The sequence below is a fragment of the Okeania sp. SIO2B3 genome, from assembly GCF_010672525.1.
Classification (GTDB): domain Bacteria; phylum Cyanobacteriota; class Cyanobacteriia; order Cyanobacteriales; family Microcoleaceae; genus Okeania.
Genome location: NZ_JAAHGH010000057.1, coordinates 22,803 through 45,201, shown reverse-complemented (window position 1 = coordinate 45,201; position 22,399 = coordinate 22,803). Strand labels below are relative to the sequence as shown.

The following is a 22,399-nucleotide window of genomic DNA, read 5'->3' as shown; positions in this document are numbered from 1 at the left end:
TTTTGCACCGGACAAAAAGTATTTCTAATTAGTTCAAGTTAAGGAAAATTTTGGGCAAAAAAGCTGATAAATATCTATAGAGAGGTGAATAATATGATAAATAATAATTATTTATGGCAAGGTGGACGTAAAATTGCGATCGAGCATACCGAAAGAGATATTACGTTACAGGCACCAAATATAGAAGCAGCAAAGGCTGAAGCAAGTAAGGCCAGACTTTCCCTGGAGAATATGGCTCAGGTTAGCTCTAATTTGGTTCGGGCTACTGCAGGAACAGATCGCAATGGTTTAATGGATCAATTACGCCAATCTGGAACTGTAGTGCATCATGTCTATCGAACTCCGGGTCAACCTGATTCCCAATACCTCATCAGTGACACTTTTTTTGTGAAGTTTAAGCCAGAAACAACGGCGCAAACTATTGAGCAGTACACCCAAGATGAGAACCTAGAGGTTGTCCAAGATTTGGGAAAAAATACCCTATTGCTGCGAGTAACTACTGCAACAGGGCGCAACCCGATCAAGACAGCTAATTTGGCCGCCGCCCGTAGCGATGTCGAATACGCTGAACCGAATTTAGTTCGATCACTACAAAGGTTTGACTTTATTCCCGCAGATGAGTTGTTTCCCCAGCAATGGCATCTCCATGCTCCGGTAGATGGAGCGGAATTAGTCGCTGGAGCTGGAATTTTTGCTCCCGATGCTTGGGAAATCACCCAAGGTTCACGGGATATCGTAATCTGTGTGGCGGATGACGGGTTTGACTTAACCCATCCTGATTTTCAGGGACAGGGAAAAGTGGTTGGTCGCTTGAATGCCTTTGAGAGCAACGGAAAGGTCTTTTATAACGATAATGTGCTCCCTCAAGGAGATGACTATCATGGAACCCCCTGTGCTGGAGTTGCTTTGGCAGAGATCAATGGACAAGGGACAGTTGGACTAGCACCAGGTTGTGCATTGCTAGCAGTGCGATTTCCTCTTGCTTTTAATGATGCTGAGATGATTCAACTATTCCAACGGATTTCCCGAGAAGCAGATATTGTTTCTTGTTCTTGGGGATTTGGACCAACTAATGCACCTCTTAGTCAAGTATTTTTTGATGTGATTTCTGATTTAGTTAGGAATGGAGGACGGCGTGGGAAAGGTTTGGTAATCTGCGTAGCTGCCGGGAATAATAATTGTCCAGTTAAGGATCTTGATAATACACTTACTTACGAGTATTTTCATCCCAGGTTTGGTATTATCCGCTACAGTGGTCCAATTGATCGCTGGATTGCTGCTCACCCTGATGTGATTACCGTTAGTGGCTGTACTTCTCTCAAAACCAGAGCGGCTTATTCATCTTGGGGAAGGGAAATTTCCGTTTGTGCCCCCACCAATAACTTTCACGACCTAACCAATGAAAAATTGCCTGGTCGTGGGATAGTGACAACGGATAATGAAAACATGGGGGCAGATTTTACGCTAGACTCCAGCTATACTAACCGTTTCGGCGGTACATCTAGTGCAACTCCTACCGTTGCTGGGGTATGTGGACTTATGCTTTCCGCCAATCCCCAACTGACAGCATTACAAGTTAAGCAAATTGTTCAGCAGACTGCGGACAAGGATTTGAAGATTGAGTCAGATACGCCTGTGAATCAGCCTGGTGATTTCGTTGATGGCTTTAGTCTCTGGTTCGGTCATGGCAAAGTCAATGCTTTCAAAGCCGTCAAAGAAGCTATTGATGACATAATCATCATCGATCAGATGGTTCAATCAGACTTGGACATTCCTGATGTGGGTAACCCAGTTGAGAGCAAACTAGAAGTCTCTCAAAGTGGATTAATTCGGGAAATTCGGTTCAGAATTGACCTCACTCACACCTATATCGGCGATTTACGGATTGATATCATTGCCCCAGATGGGACTGCGGTGACACTTCACAATCACACAGGAGGTTCTACAGACGATATTCAGGAAGTTTATACAGTATCCCAATTGCCTGCCTTAGCTGCTTTTGAAGGTAAACAGATCCAAGGAAGCTGGAGTGTGCGGGTGGTAGATACTTGGAGGATGGATGTCGGTCGGCTCAATTTCTGGCGATTAATTGCCAAAGTCACAAAATCTTGATCTGACAACTAAAAACAAAGGCGATCACACCTTTTTTTTCCCATACTTTAGGTGCTCGCCGGAGCGGAATTAATGGAAACGTGTCAGTTCGCCCGATAGCTTTCACGGTTAAGACCCTCTAGTGCTTCGTTTGAAGCGGAATTAATGGAAACAAGCAGGAGAAAGCCATAAAAAGCTGGTCTCCTGTTTCTCTAGTGCTTCGTTTGAAGCGGAATTAATGGAAACTCAAATCTGACGCAGTAGTACTAGGAAGGAGAAGTTCAGTCTCTAGTGCTTCGTTTGAAGCGGAATGAATAGATATCTGCCATAATAAAAAATAAAATTAATTATTGTACAGAAATTATCAATTCTTTCCCCCTACTGCTTACTCCCTGTAAATACATGACTGAATTTGAAACCAGTGACTCACTATTGCCTTTACCCGTGATGCCTTCAGAAGAAAATACCTTTGCTCATTACACAATGGTTTGTAGACTACCGGGTGTCATCGAACGAGTTATCAAAGACAATAATTTTCCTCCAACTATTGTCCAACAGTTAGAGTCTCTAACTGTAGATTTATTTGAAGGATGGGTACGACCCCTGATCGATGACAAAGGACCAGATGTAGCAGCTTGGACATCCTACTTAGAGTCTTTTGAAGGCAGAAGTTGGTTTGATTTACCTTTTTATTTTGCTGAAGCTTATTTTTTCCGACGTTTGTTAGAGGCAACAGATTATTTTGTGCCTGGAATTTGGCAAGGAATAGACCCTTTTGGTTACCAAAAACGCTTAAGTTTAGAAAAATCAATGGCTGCTATCCGTGAAATAGGCGATCGCATCAATGGTTTAAATACTGCTCTACCACAACAACAGAGTTATCAAGTTTGTCTCACAGCTCTGTTGCAAACTGCTTTGTGGGGTAATCAAGCCGATTTGAGTTTATGGCCAGTTGAAGCAGAGGACCGGACTACTAGAGACCTTCAACAACAACAATCTCACATATTAGTAGATGATACTTACAATTTAATCGACTATTTAAGTCATATTCAGGGGCAACGGATAGATTTAATTATAGATAATGCAGGTTTTGAGTTAGTTTGCGATTTTTTTCTGATAGATTTCCTTTTATCTACTCAAACTGCCAATATTGTTTATTTGCATTTGAAAGCACATCCAACTTTTGTCTCTGATGCTATGAGTCAAGATGTTTTTTACACTCTGGAAATCTTAGCTAATGATGCCTCAGAAAATGTAAAAACGTTGGCAACTCGCTTACAAGAATATATTAGTATCGGTCGTTTAATTTGCCGAGATGACTTTTTTTGGAATGCGCCACTAGCTTTTTGGGAAATGCCAGAGTCTGTGAGAGAGGAATTAGCTAAGGCAAGTCTGGTTTTGATTAAAGGTGATGCTAACTATCGGCGTATCTTAGGCGATCGCCACTGGTTATTTACTACCCCTTTGTCAGATATTGGTTATTATTTTCCTACAGCATTTGTAGCTTTGCGTACCTTAAAGTCAGAAGTAGCAACTAGCTTAGAACCCGATCAAATCGAAATATTAAATGAAGAAGATCCTTTGTGGTTAACAAATGGTCAGTGGGGTGTGATTCAATTTGTTATACCTTGAAGAAGGCAGAAGGCAGAAGGGAAATAAAGGTTCATGAGGAGTCCCATTTGCTACATCCAAGCCCCCGCGCATCCCCCAAAATTGGGGGACTTTTAAAAGCAAATTGACTCTTGTTCCCCCCAAAGTTGGCTTGCTCGGGGGGCAAAATTCAGTATCAAAAAACTTTTCAGATATCCTCTAAAACCCTTTTATAGCTATTCCCTGTTCTCTGTTCCCTATTCCCTAGCGCTATAAATTGATAAGTTTGAATGTAATTATTTCCCAATAGTTTAGATTGAACCTAATGACCTGTCCAATATAAAATGAAAGATTGACTAGCTCAAAAAAAGTAAAAAATGAAACTGGCAGCAAGAGTCGGCAAAGTACCACCTTCCCTAACCTTAGTTATCTCAGCTAAAGCTAAAGCAATGCAAGCTGAGGGAATAGATGTATGTAGTTTTAGTGCCGGGGAACCTGACTTTGATACCCCGGAGCATATCAAAGCAGCAGCCCAAAAAGCGCTGGATGCTGGTAAGACTAAATATGGCCCAGCGGTGGGAGAACCTAAACTCAGAGAAGCGATCGCCCAAAAGTTATCTAGAGAAAATGGCCTAAACTACAAAGCAGAGAATATTATTGTCACTAATGGGGGGAAACATTCTCTATTTAATCTGATGATGGCACTGATTGAACCTGGAGATGAAGTAATTATTCCTGCACCCTACTGGTTAAGTTATCCAGAAATGGTCAAACTTATGGGTGGAGAGCCAGTAATTTTGCCTACTGATGCTCAGACAAATTACAAAGTTACACCAGAGCAACTACGCCAAGCTATTACTAGCAAAACAAAATTATTCGTTCTTAATTCTCCTTCTAATCCAACTGGGATGGTTTATAGTCCAGCAGAAGTTAAAGCATTAGCAGAAGTAATAGTAGAAAAAGATATCTTAGTAGTTTCTGATGAAATTTATGAGAAGATTATTTATGATGATATTCAACATCTCAGTATTGGGGCAGTCAGCTCAGATGTTTTGAACAATACTATTATTAGTAGTGGATTTGCTAAAGCTTACTCTATGACGGGTTGGCGCATAGGATATTTGGCCGCACCTGTAGAATTGATTAACGCTACAGCCAAAATTCAAAGTCATAGTACCTCAAATGTTTGTACTTTTGCTCAGTATGGAGCGATCGCTGCATTGGAGTCATCTCAAGACTGTGTGGAAAAAATGCGTCAAGCTTTTGCTAAACGTCGGGAGGTGATTTATGATTTACTGAATGCTATACCAGGAGTTACTTGTAGTAAGCCTGAAGGAGCTTTCTATATGTTTGTCAATATTAGTAAAATTTCTAGCAGTTCCCTAGAATTTTGTAGTGCTTTATTAGCGGAGCAAAATGTTGCTGTTATTCCTGGTATTGCTTTCGGTGCAGATGACCATATTAGGATATCTTATGCTACTGACTTAGCAACTATAGAAAAAGGGATGGGAAGGTTGGATAAGTTTGTGCGATCGCGTAGCTAGTTCTTGAGTAGGGGAGTGTTCAACAATTAATTATTAATTATTAATAATTAGAGCTTGCTGATTAAATCTCAAAGCATTGACAGATAAAGGTATTAGCATTTTTTAGCTTAAAAAAAGTACCTGGTTTTCAGCCATTGATGCTCAAAAAGGAGGGCATTTTAGGGTGGCTATGGCAAAAAAATCACTCTTGCTATTAATGAACGACTACCTTCTCTATAACTCCCATTTCTCGTAACTCTTAACTACTCCCTACTCCCTTTTTCTCCTCCTGGGAGGAGTTAGGGGTGGGTCCCTACTCCCTACCTTAACAAAAAGACTTTCCATACGCAAACCCTAATTAATATTAACTGAGCTACTAATTAGCAAAAAAGTTATTCTACCTCTGTTAATTACTTAATAGCTGAAGTGTTACCTAAGCATAGCATTAATGGATGGGAATTGGTATCAGCAACAAGCTAGAAGTCGGAAATTTAAATCCAAGCTTTTAGCGCGCTGAATGCTGTTTGCGGAGCATTCCGTAGGAAATGCTGAAATGCTGTTTGCAGAGCATTCCGGTACGGAAAATGCTGATAGCTAGTTAACGGTAAATTTCAAAACTTTGAAGTCCTTCGGGTTGCTCATATTTGATAGTCACATCATTGACAATAGCTGATTTAGGACCTCTATAACACCAGTTAATAATTTTTTCCACCGCTTGATTACTACCCTCAAAAACAGCTTCTACTTTTCCATCAGGTAGATTTTTCACCCAACCACTGACATTTATATTAACTGCCATTTCTAATGTGGAGAAGCGATAACCGACTCCCTGAACTTTTCCAGAAATAAAAACATGAGCACGAGTAGGAGTGAAAGATGTTGACTGGCTTTCCATTATCATTTTGTATTGATTATATATAAAATATCTATACTTTATGGTACTATGAAACTCAACATAAATTCAGTTTCTTGGAGTGTCATTTGGTAAGCATTTCCTGCGGAATGCTGCGCAAACAGCAGTCAGCATTCAGCTATCAGCTATTAATTTATTATCCTAGAAGGATAATTCAAAATTATGTTTGCGGAGCATTCCGTGGGAAATGCTAATAGCTGAATGCTTACGTCATTTATAGGTACTCGTAAGAGAAACTAAGTGGTAGTTAAAATTATGCTTATAACATCATTTATAGTAGTTACAATTGTCAGTGTAATGCTAGGGATAGGTTGTGCTTACTGGCTATTTGAAAAGCGGTTAAAAAAACAAGTGAAAAGTTATGAAAAACAGTTACGAGAAACCCATGAACAAATCTATGACCTTCAGCAAGCACAACAAGAAGAAATTAAATTATTAAATATAGATTATCAAGAGAGAATTAAACAAAAAGAAGAACTTGAAAAACAACTCAGACATAGCTTAGAAGAAGTACAAGAAAATATTGCTCTTGCTCATATAGAATATCAAAATGAAATTAAAAAATTAGAGGTAGATTATCAACAAAAAAAACAAGAAGAAATTCAAGCTTTTGAAGTAGAATATCAGAAAAAATTGAGAGAAAAAGTCAACTATGAAAAACAATTACATAGACAAAACAAAGAACTGCAAGAGCAAATTAAATTAATACGAGAAGAACAGATACAAAATTTAGAATCGGCTGAAGCTAAATCACAAGAAAAAATTCGAGAATTGACAGATAAATATTCTCATCAGATAGTAGATTTAGAGCAAGAACATCGACTCAAGAAACAAAAAATCAACAATTTTTGGCAAGTCAAATATCACAAGAGATTTCAAGAGTTATCAGAAACTCATCAGCAAAAAATTCAAGATATTACCAGTTATTTAGAAGACAAACATCAACAAAAAATTGTTAACTTAAAGAAGTCTCACGAACAAAAACTTAGGAAAACTATTAAATCTTTAGAAACAAAGTATCAAAGTCGGCTACAAATTAAAATCAAAGAATTAGAAGAAATTCATCAAGAATCTATGTTAGAAACAATAGGAACTATGACTACTCAACATCAAAATCAGCTTCAGCAAAAACTCAAGGAATTAAAACAAAAATATGATACTGAGCTTCAAGCAACAATTAAATCTCTTAAAGCCAAGCATCAACGTCAAATTAGAGAACTTATGCAATAATATCATGTCCGGTTGAACAGTTATAAATAAACGACGGAGTCCTCAGGAGTCAGGAGTCAGGAGTCAACCCACCCCTAGCCCCTCCCAGGAGGGGAAAAAGAAGAAGAAACAGGAGGAGAAGGAGAAAGTTTTTTTATCACTAATTATCTGGACATGATATTAATAACTCATAGCTGATAGCTGACTGCTGTTTGCGCAGCATTCCGCAGGAAATGCTTACCTCCCTTGATCATTACCACTACCAATTTCCTTACCGATCGACCCTCAACGTCTTAATTTTTGAATAAAATTTAAAGTGTCTTGATAAGATTGAATTCTACCGCCTTGTTGATAAAGTTCTGCTGCTTTTTCTAAGTCTTTTATTGCTTTTTGAAGTTGTTTATTTGCTCTGGCTATATCTGCCATTTTTTGATAAATAAGACTATTTTGATAAAAAACATGAGCACGATTATAATAGGCATCAGCATAGCCTGGATTAATTTCAATTGCTTTAGTATAATCTTTAATTGGATTTGAATTTCGTGTTATTTCGTGAGGATTAACTAACAAACTCCGAGCAATACCCATATTAAAATATATTTCTGGAGTATTATTAGGTTGCTTTTCTAAAGCACGATTAAAATTAGCGATCGCCTCCCAAGCATCCCCTTGATCCAAATAACTTATACCTCTAAAATATAAAGCTTCAGCGCTCTGAGGATTAATTGTTGAAACAGGAGAGCTAACGGTAGGAGTATCATCCAAAACTAGGTCTGAAGGATTAATACCAGCATCAGATAATCTTCTGATAAAACTATTAATAGGAACCGCAGCATTAAACCCTGTTTTAATTGGTGCTACATCTCCAGAATTAGTTTGAGCAAAACCAAATTCTCCTTGTCCATGAATACCAATAACGCGACCATCAGAATCAAACACTGGACCCCCACTCATCCCACTCCAAGTAACAGCTTGATAACGCAAAGTATAACCTTCGGGACGACTTTTAGGGCGACTGGTTACTAATCCTGGAGATAATTCTGACGCTCTTTCAGTGCTAAATAAACCGCCAGTAGCAGGATAACCAAATACATATATTTGGGAACCAATAACTGATTGTTCAGAATTACCTAAAGTTGCCACTGGATATGTTTCTGTAGCTTCAAATTTAAGTATGGCTAAATCTGGTTCTTCATCAGTTGTCTGTAAACTGACTACCTCTATTACTGAATAGTCTTTTTCTAGATTGGTTCTAATACTATATTTAATAGTAGAATCTTCTACTACATGATTAACAGTGAGAACAGTATAAATATTACCATTTTTAGCAATAATAACACCCGACCCATCACCTAAGTTACTATTGATTTGCACTGTAATTGGTATAGCAATTTCTGCTACTTCTTGAGCCGTTTTAGCATTTGCTGCCATCGAAATATTAATAACAATTGCTGCTACTGTAGCAGTACCTAATAAATAACTATTGAGAGAATTAAAACGAGACCAAATCATAATTTTACGATCCTATAATTTAGATAAGATGAATATTAGATGACTATTTACTACAAATGACGTAAATTAAATAAATTTGTTCTCCATCTTGAAACAGAGTATATAATTTATCAGCAAAATCTACCAATTGATCTTGACTACCATTTAATGTAGTAATCAATACAGAATTTGTAAAAAATTCAAAAATAGAGAATAAAATCTGAAATTATGACCACTATTCTCTTATTTTCTAATCCTAAAGTCCCAATAAATTTTCTACACAATCACGCCGCGAATAGCTCTGCATAGCAATTATTTTTAATTTAGCTACTAAAGGAGAAAATGAATCATAACAAAAAACATTATCTCTCAGTAAATATGCACATAAAACTCACAAAAATAACTTAAAATCTTGACAAAAACTTTATCTATTTGACCTAAATCTTAATGAAAATTTCATCCAAAATTAAAATTTATTGTTTATCATAAAAATATGAATAAAAATATGAATATTGACTAGGTAGAAACAAATGTCGCCTAACTAAAATTAATTTCGGATTTGATAATATCAATCTGAGAAACATTATTCTGTAAAATTTCTGAACAAATTAAACAATTACCTCAGGAAAAATAACAATGGCTAATATAAACCACAAATTCAGCTCTACCAGCGCAAGTCTAAACCCTGGTTGTGCCATTATTAATGACAGCAATCAGAGAAATACTATTAAATACGATTTTGAGGTATCTCCTCATCGTGGACCTGCTGCCGGGAATAACTATTACGGTTCTTTCAGTTTTAATGGCTCGAAATTAACTGGCAGAGGTATAGACTTTATAAAACTTGATAACTTTGACTTCAGTTTTTTAAGTGTTGACTATAGCAACGCTGATTTATTATTTGCAGAAGCTGTATTTATAAATGGCAACTTCCTAGGATTAATTGCAAGTAGCGAAGAATTTTCTTTTGTTTCTGGATTTTTAGATTTATCTGAAGCATATTTTGCCTATGATATTAACTCTAATTTTGGAGCTGCAGATGTAACATTCTCTTTAAGACAAGTTACTGATGATAATTTTGAAACTGTATGTACTTCTGAAGCTAGTTTTTTCATGGGAGCATTGACTTAAATTTTGGGATAACGGTCTAATTTATGAAGCAGTATTTCTGTTGCCTATATCTAAATAGACAGGACTTACGCATGAGGAACGATGGAGTCCTCAGGAGTCAGGAGTCAGGAGTCAACCCACCCCTAGCCCCTCCCAGGAGGGGAAAAAGAAGAAGAAACAGCAGGAGAAGGAGAAAGTTTTTTGGTCGCGTGAGCGGAACGGAGTTCTATCACGCTCTTATCCGGACATGATATAAGTCCTAATAGAATTCAATTTTTCCTGTGAACTAAAATTTACAATCTGACACTAAAGCGATCGCCTCTTCTAGATTAAACCAATAGACATCTCCAGAAATTAGGTTTTTACCGAAAAATTGGGTTTAAAGCCTCGCCCTTGTAGGGCGACTTTTTATTTGAGCATGCAAGTGAATGGAATATATGCTACAGTGTTTTTAGTTGCCGGGGGGCACTCGGAAACTCTAAACGGACGTGGAGGAAAGCGTTAGACTACCGCCAAGGAAGCAGTACCCTGTGTTAGCGACAGCTATGCGAAGCAAAGCGTCAACCCACCGAGGAGCTACGGCTCAGTAGGAATCCCCGCGCCTTTAGGCCGGGGAGGATGTCAACTATAGCAGGTAATACCAATTTGATAAATATTTGCTACAAATAGCTAGGATATTTCTTAGGAGTCAACGCACCCGCGGGCCTCTCCCAACCCACCCCTAACCCCTCCCCTCCTGGGAGGGGAAGTCAGGAGTCAGGAGTCGTACGGGAATGGCTTTCATACCATTTTTTAGGGTGTAAATCATCTTTTTTTTCAAAGGCACATTTCTTGTAAAGTCTTTTTATTGCTCTTACTATTCGTAACATTCTTTTTTCACGCTTGGTATAATAGCACCAAAAAACAACAGTGGGAAAAAAATTTTCTTGTCTAAAGTCGCTCATCAGTCTATTTCCTAACCAACTATTTCCCGTGATATAGACAAGATAACTTTTTTAGATTCTTTTTCAGCGATGTCTAGTGAATATTGTTCTTCTGTCGGTATACCTCACTTATATTATCTATCATCTCCAGATAATTAGGGTTTGCTGATTAAATCTAAAAGTATTGACATATAAATAAAGGTTGAGCGCATTTTTTAGTTAAAAAAAGTCTAACCTTTTAGGTCGTAATGGTTCAAAAAATTAGCATTTTAGGCCCATAGTTGCGCAGAATAATCCCTTGATTATTCTTCCTCCTACCTCCTCTATAATTCCCATTTCTCCCCTCCTGGGAGGGGTTAGGGGTGGGTTGTCTCCTGTCTCCTGTCTCCTATCTCCTATCTCCTGTCTCCTACCCTTACCCATTAGTTATTCTTCTTCATCACTTCTAATACTACCGTCTGGCATGGTTGTATTATCAAAAATTACTCCATCTAACTTAGCATTTTCTAAATTGGCATTAGTTAAATTGGCATTAGTTAAATCTGCATAGCTTAAGTCAGCATTCTCTAAATTAGCATTAGTAAAATCTGTATCGCTCAAGTCTGTCTCACTCAAATTTGCACCACTTAAATTGGCATTATTAAAATTAGCAGAATTTATTTCTTGCTCGGATAAATCTATATTACTTAAATCTTTGCCATTCAGGTCGCAGCCAGGAGTAATTAACGTTAATCCTGCTTCATTAGGGTCGATATCTGATGGTATATTTTGTGGATCTAAGTACCAAGCATTCTGAAAATTAACATTAGTATAGTTAGCTTGACTCCAACCAGACAGAGCTTTAATCTGAGCATGACTGAGGTCAGCATTACTCAGATTTGAACCCTGAATATAAACATCATAAAAACTTGTGTGACTGAGATTGGCATTGTTCAAGTTACAGCTATTAAAATTGACTTCGCTTAATTGAGCATGACTAATATTTGCATCAGTCAAATTACAGCTATAAAAAGTTGATTGAAAGCCCCCCATTTGAGTTAAATTAGCATTAGTAAAATTGGAATCATCTATGGTGCTATGGTCATAACTTGTATCTGTTAAATCTGCATTGGTTAAATCTAGATTTTGCCAAGATATTCCTTCTAAGTTAACGTGACTGAGATTAGCATTTCTGAAAGTAGTATTTTCTACTTCCGTACTAACTAACTGAGCATTACTTAAATTAGCATTATCTAAATTCACATTTTGCAATTTTGCTCCTTCGAGGTTGGCAGAACTGAGATTAATTTCCTCTAGAGAAATATTGCTTAATTTCAGATATTCAAATTTCACACCAGAAAAATCTCTTTCTCCAGCTTGATAACGTTGGATTAATTCATCGCTATTCATATTTTTTTTCTCCGGTAGTAACTGATAAAATAATATTATATAGCAGAAGGAAGAAGGAAGAAGGAAGAGGGAAGAGGGAAGAGGGAATATATTGCTTTGTGTGAGTTTTAAGCTTTCTATTTGTCCGCGCCCTTTCCTTGGAATGAGGTAGAAAAAACTAGGATTGAAGATTGCTTTCCTATGGGTCGCAATGAGGAAAATACGTTGTAATACTTAAGTCCTAATTTATTTGATAAATACTCTCTTTTATAAAATCCGGTTAAACAGTATACCTACCATCTAAAACTTTCTTCAAAAATAAAAAACAGTCCGTAATGTACCAGTAAAAATCGTACCATTACTCTTTTGATTACTAGGGTCAAAAACAACTTGTAAAACAGGAGAAATTTGAATATTATCGTTCACTGCTACCAGAAGGAAGAAGGAAGAGGGAAGAAGGAAGAAGGAAAAATATTGGTTTGTCTGAGTTTTAAGCTTTTGATCTGTCCTAACTCTCCACCTACCACCTACCACCTACAACTTTCTTCAAAAATAAAAAACAGTCCGTAATGTACCAGTAAAAATAGTGCCATTACTCTTTTGATTACTAGGGTCAAAAACAACTTGTAAAACAGGAGAAATTTGAATATTATCGTTCACCGCTACCAGAAGGAAGAAGGAAGAGGGAAGAAGGAAGAAGGAAAAATATTGGTTTGTCTGAGTTTTAAGCTTTTGATCTGTCCTAACTCTCCACCTACCACCTACCATCTAAAACTTTCTTCAAAAATAAAAAACAGTGCGTAACGTACCAGTAAAAATCGTACCATTACTCTTTTGATTACTAGGGTCAAAAACAACTTGCAAAACAGGAGAAATCTGAATATTATCATTCACTGCATAATTATAAAAAACTTCCAAATTTGTCTGAGTTGAATTACCAATTTCATCCACAACAAAAGGCTGTCCAACTGCAACTCCCAAGCGATCGCCTTCTTGTAAAACATCTAATCCAGAAAGACCTGCCATCCAATAATTCGGATTAATATCTCCAAAATCTGTATCGTCATAGCTGCTATAACCATAGCGACCAAAAACAGCAAACTTGTCAGAAAAACCCCACTCAAAATTTACTCCCACCGCATCAAAATTGCGAGAAAAAACTTTTCCTCCACTGTAAAGTAAACGTAGACTAAATCTAGAGGAAGGGTTATATTCAAATTCCACCATTCCTTGATGAAAACCAAATAGACCCCGGGACCCCCTGCCATCAGGATAAAGTAATAATGTAAAGATAGAGACTGGCAAAGGACCTTGACCATTTTGGGAAGGGTTAGCTGAATCTGGGGCAATATATAAAGCACGAAGATTGAAAGCACTGCCACCAGGATTCCATTCTAATATTGCTCCACCACCGATACCGTTAACAGGAAATGCAACGTAGTTATAAACTAGGTTTTCTGTGGAAAAGTCGCGAAAGCTTAAATCTGCATAACTGTTATTATCTATATAATCCAATGCTTCTATTAACGGTCCGATAGATAGAGATAAATTTTTTACTACCTGAAAACTGTAGAATACTCTCCCAATACCAACATCATCATTTCGTGGGGGGCGTTTGGAGAAATCTAGAATACTGCCAAAGTTGGGTTCGAGTACAGCTGTAGCATTATCAATAAAGCCATTACTTCCTGTATCAACCCGCAGTTTTAATAAGTCTGTACCTCGGAAACTGGTATCAAAATCTAAAGCTACTCGATAGAGAAAGGTCGCTTGAGGGTTTTCGTCTGCAAGCTCTATTCCATTGGGGTCAATGAGTCGGTCGCCATCAAACCCACCAGCATTCACGGCAAAAATTGTCTGACCGTTTAATTTCGTGGTAGTGGAAAACTGTTGTGCTTCTAGAGCATCTACTCGATTTTCTAAACCCTCAGTGCGTGCTTTGAGGTTAGCTATTTCTACCTGAAAATCTTGTATAAGTCTTTCGATAATTATCAGGTCGTCTTGTTGAATTAATTCTGCTTGACTTTCTGCCAGGAAACTTTCGATGGTTTGCCAACAAGCGTTTACAGCTGCGGCAAATTCATATCGAGTGATGGCGCGGTTGCCTCGGTAAGTGTTATCAGGATAACCGGAGAGACAGTCGTAGCGATCGCGTAAACTTATTAATGCTTCATAGGCCCAGTCAGTGGGTAAAATATCATCTAGTTGGTAAACAGGTATTTGTTGAGTAATGGGGTCATTAGATTTAGAATTACTAAATTCTTCAGCATACTTTTGAATTTCTCCCATCAACTCCTGTTTTTCTTCTGTTGCCAGAGTACTGCGAGTGTTTAAACATGACAAATTGATTAAAATCAAGCTAATAAGGATACAAATTTTACGATTATTATTTTTTTTCTCAATACCATGAATTTTCAATATTTGCAAAACATTTCTCCCTAAAAGTAGTCTATTTTTGATGTCAGATTTTATCATTAATATCATGTCTTTTTAGGTTTTAATCGTATGAAACTACGTCGAATTGGATGGGTTTCTTGGAGATAAAGCTTAGGCTTAATTTAGGTGCGACAAGCCGATATGCGCCTTGATTAACATCAAAAAAAGTCGGTGGTAGTGCCATTCTAATGGTCGTGCATTGCATTATAGCGCTGTGCGCAGGCAACAGCTCATCTGGCAACAGCTCATCTGGCAACCCACCCCTCGCCCCTCCCCCTCCCAGGAGGGGAATAAAAAAACAGATAATATAAGACTTTTAGCTATTTGGCCTCTCCTGCAATTTGTAAATATACCAGCGCTCATTGCTATATTTTTGTTATAAGGTACGGCAGTGGGAGCATCTTGCTCCCGTGCCAAGTCATCCGCCAAGTCATCCGCCAGGAAATAAATTTCTTGGCTCACAACAGAAGTCATCTAAAGATGACTAAAGATAATTACAGCTCATTAATGAGACTTGATATTATATAGCAATTCCCATTTTGAACCTTTCTTTCCCTTCTGCCTTCTGCCTTCTGCCTTCTTCCTTCTGCCTTCTGCCTTCTTCCTTCCCTTTGCAATTATTTCAAACGTATGTTTTAATTAAAATAAATCAAACGATTGTTTTAAATGTCCATTTGAATCTAACTTAAAGGAGCAGTCAGCGGTCAGCAGTCAGCGGTCAGCTTTGCGCATTTGCGGAGCATTCCGGTACAGAAATGCTAAAAGCTGATAGGCTATTTAACAAAAATTTTATAATCTCTACTTAAGCTAAATTTTAAAGCAATGAAAGAGAATAATTTGCTAGACTCTAAACCCCATGAAATGAATGGCAAAGTGGAAATCTTAACTGAAAAGATGGAAACTTTACCAATTCAGTCAGAAGTCACTAATTTAAAGCCTAAAGTCAAAGATAGAAAATTTCTTCGGGTTGGCCTGGTGTTAGTTACTTTAGGAATAGCTTTTGGCGGTCTAAAATTTATTCAGGAGCGGAATATTTCTGCCAAACCAAACTTAGAAACCACTCTTCCCAATATCCTATCCGTTCAAGCTATCCCAATTAAATTAGTAAACTCCTATTCCGTTTCCCAGAGTTACACAGGAATTGTAGAAGCCAAAAGAACCAGTGAATTAGGTTTTGAACAATCTGGTTTACTCACATCTATATATATAGAAGAAGGAGAAGAAGTAACTAAAGGAACAGCGATCGCTCAACTGGACACTAGCCAAACAAAAGCCCAAAAAGCAGTATTAATAGCACAGAAAGATAGAGCGATCGCCACACTCAGAGAACTAGAAAACGGAGCAAGGCCAGAAGTAATTGCAGCCACCCGTGCATCCCTGGCCCAAGAACAAGCAAAATTACGGGAGTTGCAAACCGGGCCCAGACCAGAAGTAATTGCAGCGACTCGCGCATCCCTACTCCAAGAACAAGCAAAATTACAGGAGTTGCAAACTGGACCCAGACCAGAAGTAATAGCAGCGACTCGTGCATCCCTACTCCAAGAACAAGCAAAATTGCAGGAGTTGCAAACTGGAGCGCGTATTGAAGATATTGAAGTTGCTCGTTCGGGAGTTTTGGACTTAGAAGAACAATTAAATCTCGCTCGCCTTCAGGAAAAACGACGTGAAGAACTTTATAACGAAGGAGCAATTTCTCAAGAGCAGTTTGACGAAGCTTCAACTCAAGCAGATACTTTACAAGCAAGACTGGAACAAGCAAAGAGCGAACTAGAGAAACTGGAAACAGGTACTCGTAGGGAACAAGTAGAAGCTCAACAAGCACGGGTAGGTCAGGCGCAAAGTCAGTTAGACGAACTTATTGCCGGAACTCGCAGCGAACAAATAGAGGCTCAACGAGCTAGGGTAAGTCAGGTGCAAAGTCAGTTAGACGAACTTATTGCTGGAACTCGCAGCGAACAAATAGAGGCTCAACGAGCTAGGGTAGGTCAGGTGCAAAGTCAGTTAGACGAACTTATTGCTGGAACTCGTAGGGAACAAATAGAAGCTCAACAAGCAGAAATTAGAGGTTTCGAGGCACAAATTTCTGAAATTGATGTTGTTCTGAGAAAGAGTACTCTATTTGCACCTTTTTCTGGTACTGTTTCAGTCCGACATTTAGATGAAGGAGTTGTGGTTAATGCTGGTCAGGGTGTTGTGCGTTTGGTTGAGGGTGGTGAAAGGAAGGTTAGAGTTGGGGTGCCACCAGCGAATACTTCCAGTCTGAGAGTTGGCAGTCAGCAGGAGGTTAGGGTGGGAGAGAGAATTTATAGTGCAAGAGTGCTGTCGATCTTACCAGAAGTAGATTCTATGACTCGGACGCAAACTGTGATTTTGGCACTACCTCAAAGTATTGCTCCTGGTACTGTTGTTCGTCTGGGATTAAATCAGACTTATGGGATGGAAGGATATTGGTTGCCTACTTCTGCTTTAGTTTGGGGAGAGCGGGGGTTGTTGGCAAGTTATGCCCTTGTACCACCTTCGCAGTCAGATTTGGATTTACCTGCGGGAACTTATCAGACTGAAAAACGAATGGTTGAAGTGTTGCATACGGAGGGAGACAGGAGTTTGGTGCGGGGAGTATTGCAACCGGGAGATTTGATTGTGACTAATGGAACTAATCAATTAACACCAGGGCAGTTTGTGAAATCAGAAGTTAGAAGTCAGTAGGGGCGAATGGCCATTCGCCCCTACTGAAGTTAGATGAAGTTTAGGCAACTTTGTATTTGTAGGTTGGGTTGACGTAAGGAAACCCAACAAAGATTTGTAATTGTTGAACCTATCCCACTATTTTTAATATGCTTTTTTGTTTAAGCTTATGGTTTTATACCTGCCAAGAAATAAATTTCTTGGCTAAGAGCTGAAGTCCATTTTAATGGACTAATATTATGTTGAAAACACTAACAATGAGGCTCTTAGTTTTGTTTTAGCCGAGAGATAAAAAATAGTCTTCTTCAGAAGACTTTTGCTATGAGCCTGGGATTTCAATCCCTGGCGGATATAATCTTAAATGTCTTATTGTAAGAGATAGTTTTAACTGATAACTGAAATGACATCTTCTACAACACCAGAAATTATTTATCCAGAAAGTGATGGTTTACCCTTGGCTGATAATACTGTTCAATTCCGTTTAATTACTGTTATTGTTTGGGGTTTAGCTGACCTCTATAAAGATGACCCTAATGTTTTCATTGCTGGAGACCTATTTTGGTATCCTCAATACAGACAACCTTGGGTCAAACAAGCTCCCGATGTGATGGTAGTTTTCGGTCGTCCTCCAGGCGATCGCCGCTCCTACAAGCAATGGGAAGAAGATAATATTCCTCCCCAAGTTGTATTTGAAATAGCTTCTGCTAGTAATAGTATTGCGGAGTTGGAAGGAACAAAATTAGAATTCTATACTCAATTCGGAGTAGAAGAGTACTATGTTTATAATCCAGATACAGGTAGGTTAAAAGGTTGGCTGCGTTCGGGAAAAATTTTAACTCCCATAAAATTAATTGAGGGTTGGGTTAGTCCGCGCTTGGGAGTTCGCTTTGAAAAAGAAGGTACAGAATTACAATTGTATCGGCCTGATGGAGAGCGTTTTGTTACTCCGATAGAAATACGGGCACAAAGAGAACAAGAGCGTCAACGAGCTGAAATTGCTGAAGGGGAACGAAATGCTATTGCTCAACAGCAGTTAGAAGCTATTCCTAAATTATTAGAGATGGGTTTGACTACTACTCAAGTTGCTGAAGCTCTTTCTTTGTCTTTGGATACTGTGGAACAGTTTGTCGATCCAAGCAGTTAAAGAAATCTGAGTTTGTAGGTTGGGTTGACATAGGGAAACTCAACAAAAAGATCGTCCTGCTCGCGTAATGGTATACAGCAAAAAAGAATATCTAGTATGGGAGCAAGATGCTCCCACTGTTCTGGTAACAAATATTGCTGGAGAATTCACAACCATTACAATGTAGCATCACCAATATTTGTAATTGTTGGGTTGCGCTGTCGCTTAACCCAAGCTACTGGATACTGCATATCTTTTTTTAAACAAGAAGTATATTGATATGAAATTTTCTAATTGCTTAGAAAGGGGTAATATCTATGGTTTCTCCGATACGATGGTTATCTATTCTCAGTATTAATAGTCTGATGTTATTTAATGTCAGTTTTCCTGTATTAATGTTGCCAAGTATTGTGAATAAGGGAGAAGTTATTGCTCAAACCAACCCTGATGCTGAGGCAGGAAGATTATTGAAGGAGGGATTAGAACTAAAGAAGCAAGGTACAGCAGAATCTTTGAGTCAAGCTATTGCTAAATGGGAAGAAGCACTATTACTATTTAGGAAAACGGGTAACTTAGGAGGGGAAGCAGTTACACTTGTTGCTATTGGCCGTATCTACTCTAGCTTAGGAGAAAAACAAAAAGCACTCACTTTCTACAATCAAGCATTACCTCTAGTTCAGCAAGTAGGGGATAAAAGAATGGAAGCTACCACTCTCAATAATATTGGCCTTGTCTACAGTGACTTAGGAGAAAAACAAATTGCTCTCAATTATTACGAACAAGCTTTACCTCTACTTCAGCAAGTAGGGGATAAAGGAGTGGAAGCAATAACTCTCAATAATATTGGCGCTGTCTACGATGACTTAGGAGAAAAACAAATTGCTCTCAATTACTACAATCAAGTTTTACCTCTACTTCAGCAAGTAGGGGATAAACGAGGGGAAGCTGGTACTCTCAATAATATTGGCCGTGTCTACGATAGTTTAGGAGAAAAACAAACAGCACTCAATTATTACGAACAAGCTTTACCTCTACTTCAGCAGGTAGGGGATAAAAGAATGGAAGCAAACACTCTTAATAATATTGGCGTTGTCTACGATAGTTTAGGAGAAAAACAAACAGCACTCAATTATTACGAACAAGCTTTACCTCTACTTCAGCAAGTAGGGGATAAAAGAATGGAAGCAAACACTCTTAATAATATTGGCGTTGTCTACGATAGTTTAGGAGAAAAACAAACAGCACTCAATTATTACGAACAAGCTTTACCTCTACTTCAGCAAGTAGGGGATAAAAGAATGGAAGCAACCACTCTCCATAATATTGGCTATGTCTACGATAGTTTAGGAGAAAAACAAACAGCACTCAATTACTACAATCAAGCTTTACCTCTACTTCAGCAAGTAGGGGATAAACGAGGGGAAGCTGTTACTATCAATAATATTGGCCGTGTCTACGATAGTTTAGGAGAAAAACAAACAGCACTCAATTACTACAATCAAGCTTTACCTCTACTTCAGCAGGTAGGGGATAAAAGAATGGAAGCAACCACTCTCCATAATATTGGCGCTGTCTACAATAGCTTAGGAGAAAAACAAACTGCTCTCAATTATTACGAACAAGCTTTACCTCTCAGGCGGCAAGTAGGCGATCGAGGAGGGGAAGCAACCACTCTCCATAATATTGGCTATGTCTACGATGACTTAGGAGAAAAACAAATTGCTCTCAATTACTACAATCAAGCTTTACCTCTCAGGCGGCAAGTAGGCGATCGGGGTGGGGAAGCTACCACTCTCAATAATATAGCTTGGCTAAAACGAGACGAAGGCAACCTCACCGAAAGCCTAACTTTTATAGAAAAATCCCTAGAAATAATTGAAGACCTCCGTACCAAAATTGCTAGTGTTGAACTCCGCGCCTTCTACTTTGCTACCGTCCAGGATAGATATGAATTATACATCGACTTACTCATGCAACTCTACAAACAAAATCCAAACCAAGGTTACGATGCCAAAGCCTTTCACGCCAGCGAACGCAGTCGCGCCCGTGCCTTCCTCGAACTCCTAAACGAAGCTAGTGTCAATATCCGCCAAGGAATAGATCCCAAACTAGCAAAGGCAGAAACAGAGCTGCAACAAAAACTCAATGCCATCGAAACCCAACGGATAAAACTCCTAAGTGGAGAATACACCCCCGAACAAAAAGCCAATATCGAACAAACAAGAGATCAACTCATAGATGAATACAACCAGTTACGCGTCAAAATTCGTACCACCAGCCCAAATTATGCAGCCCTAACTCAACCTCAACCCCTTACTCTCAAAGAAGTTCAACAACAGGTATTAGATAATGACACCTTACTTTTGCAATATTCCTTGGGTGAAGAAAGTAGCTATTTGTGGGCAGTCACCAAAGACAGCATCCACAGTTATCAACTTCCTCCCCAAGCAGAAATTAAAAATGCTGCCATAGAGTTAATGGCGACAATAACAAGTCCACGAGAACGCAATGGCATAGCCAAAATTGATAGTGCTGCTGATGAACTGACAGACATTCTGATCGAACCTGTTGCTAATAAATTAAACAAAAAACGTTTATTAATAGTTGCCGATCGCTTCTTACAAGAAATTCCCTTTTCTGTCCTATCAATACCAAATACTGACAAAGACAGCGATAGTTATCAACCTTTAATAGTCAACCACGAAATAGTAAATCTCCCTTCAGTTACTACTATTGCCAATATCCGCAATGATACAAAATCTCGAAAACTTGCCCCGAAGAAAGTGGCTATTATTGCCGACCCAGTATTTAGCCCTGATGATGCCAGGGTTACAGGTAAAACTACCACAATATCTACATCAGAAAATCGCAGTCGTGCTTTTCCCCTAGAGGCACAACAATTAGATAGAGCAGCCAGAGATGTTGGTATTAAGTGGGATAGACTTCCCGCTACTCGCATTGAAGCAGAAGCAATTATGGCTTTAATACCAGAGTCGGAACGCACTCAAGCTTTCGATTTCCAAGCCAACCGAGAAACAGCAACCAGTGAAGAATTAAGCCAATATCAGATTGTGCATTTTGCCACCCACGGTTTTGCTAACGGTAGGCAACCAGAATTATCAGGGGTTGTCATGTCGTTAGTAGATAAAAATGGTAACTGGCAAAACGGTTTCCTCCGACTGAATGATATTTTAAACCTGAATTTGCCAGCAGAATTAGTAGTATTGAGTGCGTGTCAAACAGCTCAGGGAAAGGATATTAAAGGAGAAGGTTTAGTAGGTTTGACAAAGGTATTCATGTATGCAGGGGCAAAACGGGTGGTAGGTTCGTTGTGGGTTGTGGATGATGCTGCAACAGCGGACTTGATGTCGCAGTTTTATCAAGGGATGTTGGAGGGGGGGTTATCTCCTGTGGAGGCGTTGCGGGCATCGCAATTGAAGATGTTGGAGGGTGGGATAAGTCCCTATTATTGGGGGGCGTTTACATTACAGGGGGAGTGGGAATGATATCAAATCCGGTAGAGTGTGTGGGGAGGGTGGGGAGTGTGGGGAGTCTGGGGAGTGTGGGAAGCACAGGATCTAAAAAATATGGCGTTGCTGATTCTGGGTATGATTTTGCCCCCCTAACCCCCCAATGCGCGGGGGGAATAAAACTCTAAAATTCCCCCTTTTTATCCCCCTCCCGTCCCCCTTGGGAATCCCCCTCCGGTCCCCCGAAGATCGGGGGAAGCCAGATGTTGCTTCGCTTTTGAACGATGGGAAGCCAGAAGATGCTTCGCTTTTGAAAGATGGGGGATTTAGGGGGCTTGAGCAGAACCAAACAATCGTGCATTCATACTTCAATTCAGCAACGCCAAAAATATATTGTAATTCTCTGACGACAAAGAATTAGCCCTGCCCTTTGAAAGGGGGAAATAAAGGTTCAAAACATTATATAA

At 38.9% G+C, this 22,399-nt stretch carries 13 protein-coding genes; 8 read left to right on the top strand and 5 right to left on the bottom strand.

Annotation, left to right across the window (positions count from 1 at the left end; translation table 11 throughout):
• Positions 1-93 precede the first annotated feature (93 nt).
• The 3 genes from F6K15_RS25880 (at position 94) to F6K15_RS25870 (ending at position 5,225) form a co-directional block, all read left to right on the top strand.
• Positions 94-2,112 carry a S8 family serine peptidase gene (locus F6K15_RS25880; RefSeq protein ID WP_293066262.1) on the top strand — a complete coding sequence of 673 codons (2,019 nt, stop codon included), beginning with the start codon at positions 94-96 and terminating at the stop codon, positions 2,110-2,112.
• A 381-nt stretch (positions 2,113-2,493) separates the two neighbouring features.
• A complete protein-coding gene (locus F6K15_RS25875) occupies positions 2,494-3,723 on the top strand; it encodes a damage-control phosphatase ARMT1 family protein (RefSeq protein WP_293066259.1) in 1,230 nt (409 codons plus the stop codon).
• A gap of 335 nt (positions 3,724-4,058) precedes the next feature.
• Entirely contained in the window at positions 4,059-5,225 is a 1,167-nt protein-coding gene (locus tag F6K15_RS25870) for a pyridoxal phosphate-dependent aminotransferase (protein WP_293066256.1), read from the top strand.
• Between the two features lie 577 nt (positions 5,226-5,802).
• Here the strand turns inward: F6K15_RS25870 and F6K15_RS25865 are convergent.
• Positions 5,803-6,099 (bottom strand): acylphosphatase, encoded by a 297-nt coding sequence (locus tag F6K15_RS25865; RefSeq protein WP_293066267.1) that lies wholly within the window; start codon positions 6,097-6,099, stop codon positions 5,803-5,805.
• Between the two features lie 273 nt (positions 6,100-6,372).
• On the opposite strand from F6K15_RS25865, the gene F6K15_RS25860 reads away from it, so the two are divergent.
• Complete coding sequence (locus tag F6K15_RS25860) at positions 6,373-7,347, top strand: hypothetical protein (RefSeq protein WP_293066253.1); 975 nt, start codon at positions 6,373-6,375, stop codon at positions 7,345-7,347.
• Between the two features lie 264 nt (positions 7,348-7,611).
• On the opposite strand, the gene F6K15_RS25855 is transcribed toward F6K15_RS25860, so the two are convergent.
• A complete protein-coding gene (locus F6K15_RS25855) occupies positions 7,612-8,838 on the bottom strand; it encodes a tetratricopeptide repeat-containing serine protease family protein (RefSeq protein ID WP_293066250.1) in 1,227 nt (408 codons plus the stop codon).
• Positions 8,839-9,453: 615 nt separating this feature from the next.
• Here F6K15_RS25855 and F6K15_RS25850 point away from each other — a divergent pair.
• Complete coding sequence (locus F6K15_RS25850) at positions 9,454-9,948, top strand: hypothetical protein (protein WP_293066246.1); 495 nt, start codon at positions 9,454-9,456, stop codon at positions 9,946-9,948.
• A gap of 728 nt (positions 9,949-10,676) precedes the next feature.
• Here F6K15_RS25850 and F6K15_RS25845 read toward each other — a convergent pair.
• From F6K15_RS25845 to F6K15_RS25835, 3 genes are all read right to left on the bottom strand, one after another.
• Positions 10,677-10,871 carry a hypothetical protein gene (locus F6K15_RS25845; protein ID WP_293066243.1) on the bottom strand — a complete coding sequence of 65 codons (195 nt, stop codon included), beginning with the start codon at positions 10,869-10,871 and terminating at the stop codon, positions 10,677-10,679.
• Positions 10,872-11,276: 405 nt separating this feature from the next.
• Positions 11,277-12,239 carry a pentapeptide repeat-containing protein gene (locus tag F6K15_RS25840; RefSeq protein WP_293066240.1) on the bottom strand — a complete coding sequence of 321 codons (963 nt, stop codon included), beginning with the start codon at positions 12,237-12,239 and terminating at the stop codon, positions 11,277-11,279.
• Between the two features lie 759 nt (positions 12,240-12,998).
• Complete coding sequence (locus F6K15_RS25835) at positions 12,999-14,702, bottom strand: iron uptake porin (RefSeq protein ID WP_293066237.1); 1,704 nt, start codon at positions 14,700-14,702, stop codon at positions 12,999-13,001.
• 774 nt (positions 14,703-15,476) lie between these two features.
• Here F6K15_RS25835 and F6K15_RS25830 point away from each other — a divergent pair.
• From F6K15_RS25830 to F6K15_RS25820, 3 genes are all read left to right on the top strand, one after another.
• Entirely contained in the window at positions 15,477-17,360 is a 1,884-nt protein-coding gene (locus F6K15_RS25830; RefSeq protein ID WP_293066235.1) for an efflux RND transporter periplasmic adaptor subunit, read from the top strand.
• Between the two features lie 379 nt (positions 17,361-17,739).
• Entirely contained in the window at positions 17,740-18,483 is a 744-nt protein-coding gene (locus F6K15_RS25825) for a Uma2 family endonuclease (protein ID WP_293066232.1), read from the top strand.
• Between the two features lie 296 nt (positions 18,484-18,779).
• Entirely contained in the window at positions 18,780-21,968 is a 3,189-nt protein-coding gene (locus F6K15_RS25820; RefSeq protein WP_293066229.1) for a tetratricopeptide repeat protein, read from the top strand.
• Positions 21,969-22,399 lie beyond the last annotated feature (431 nt).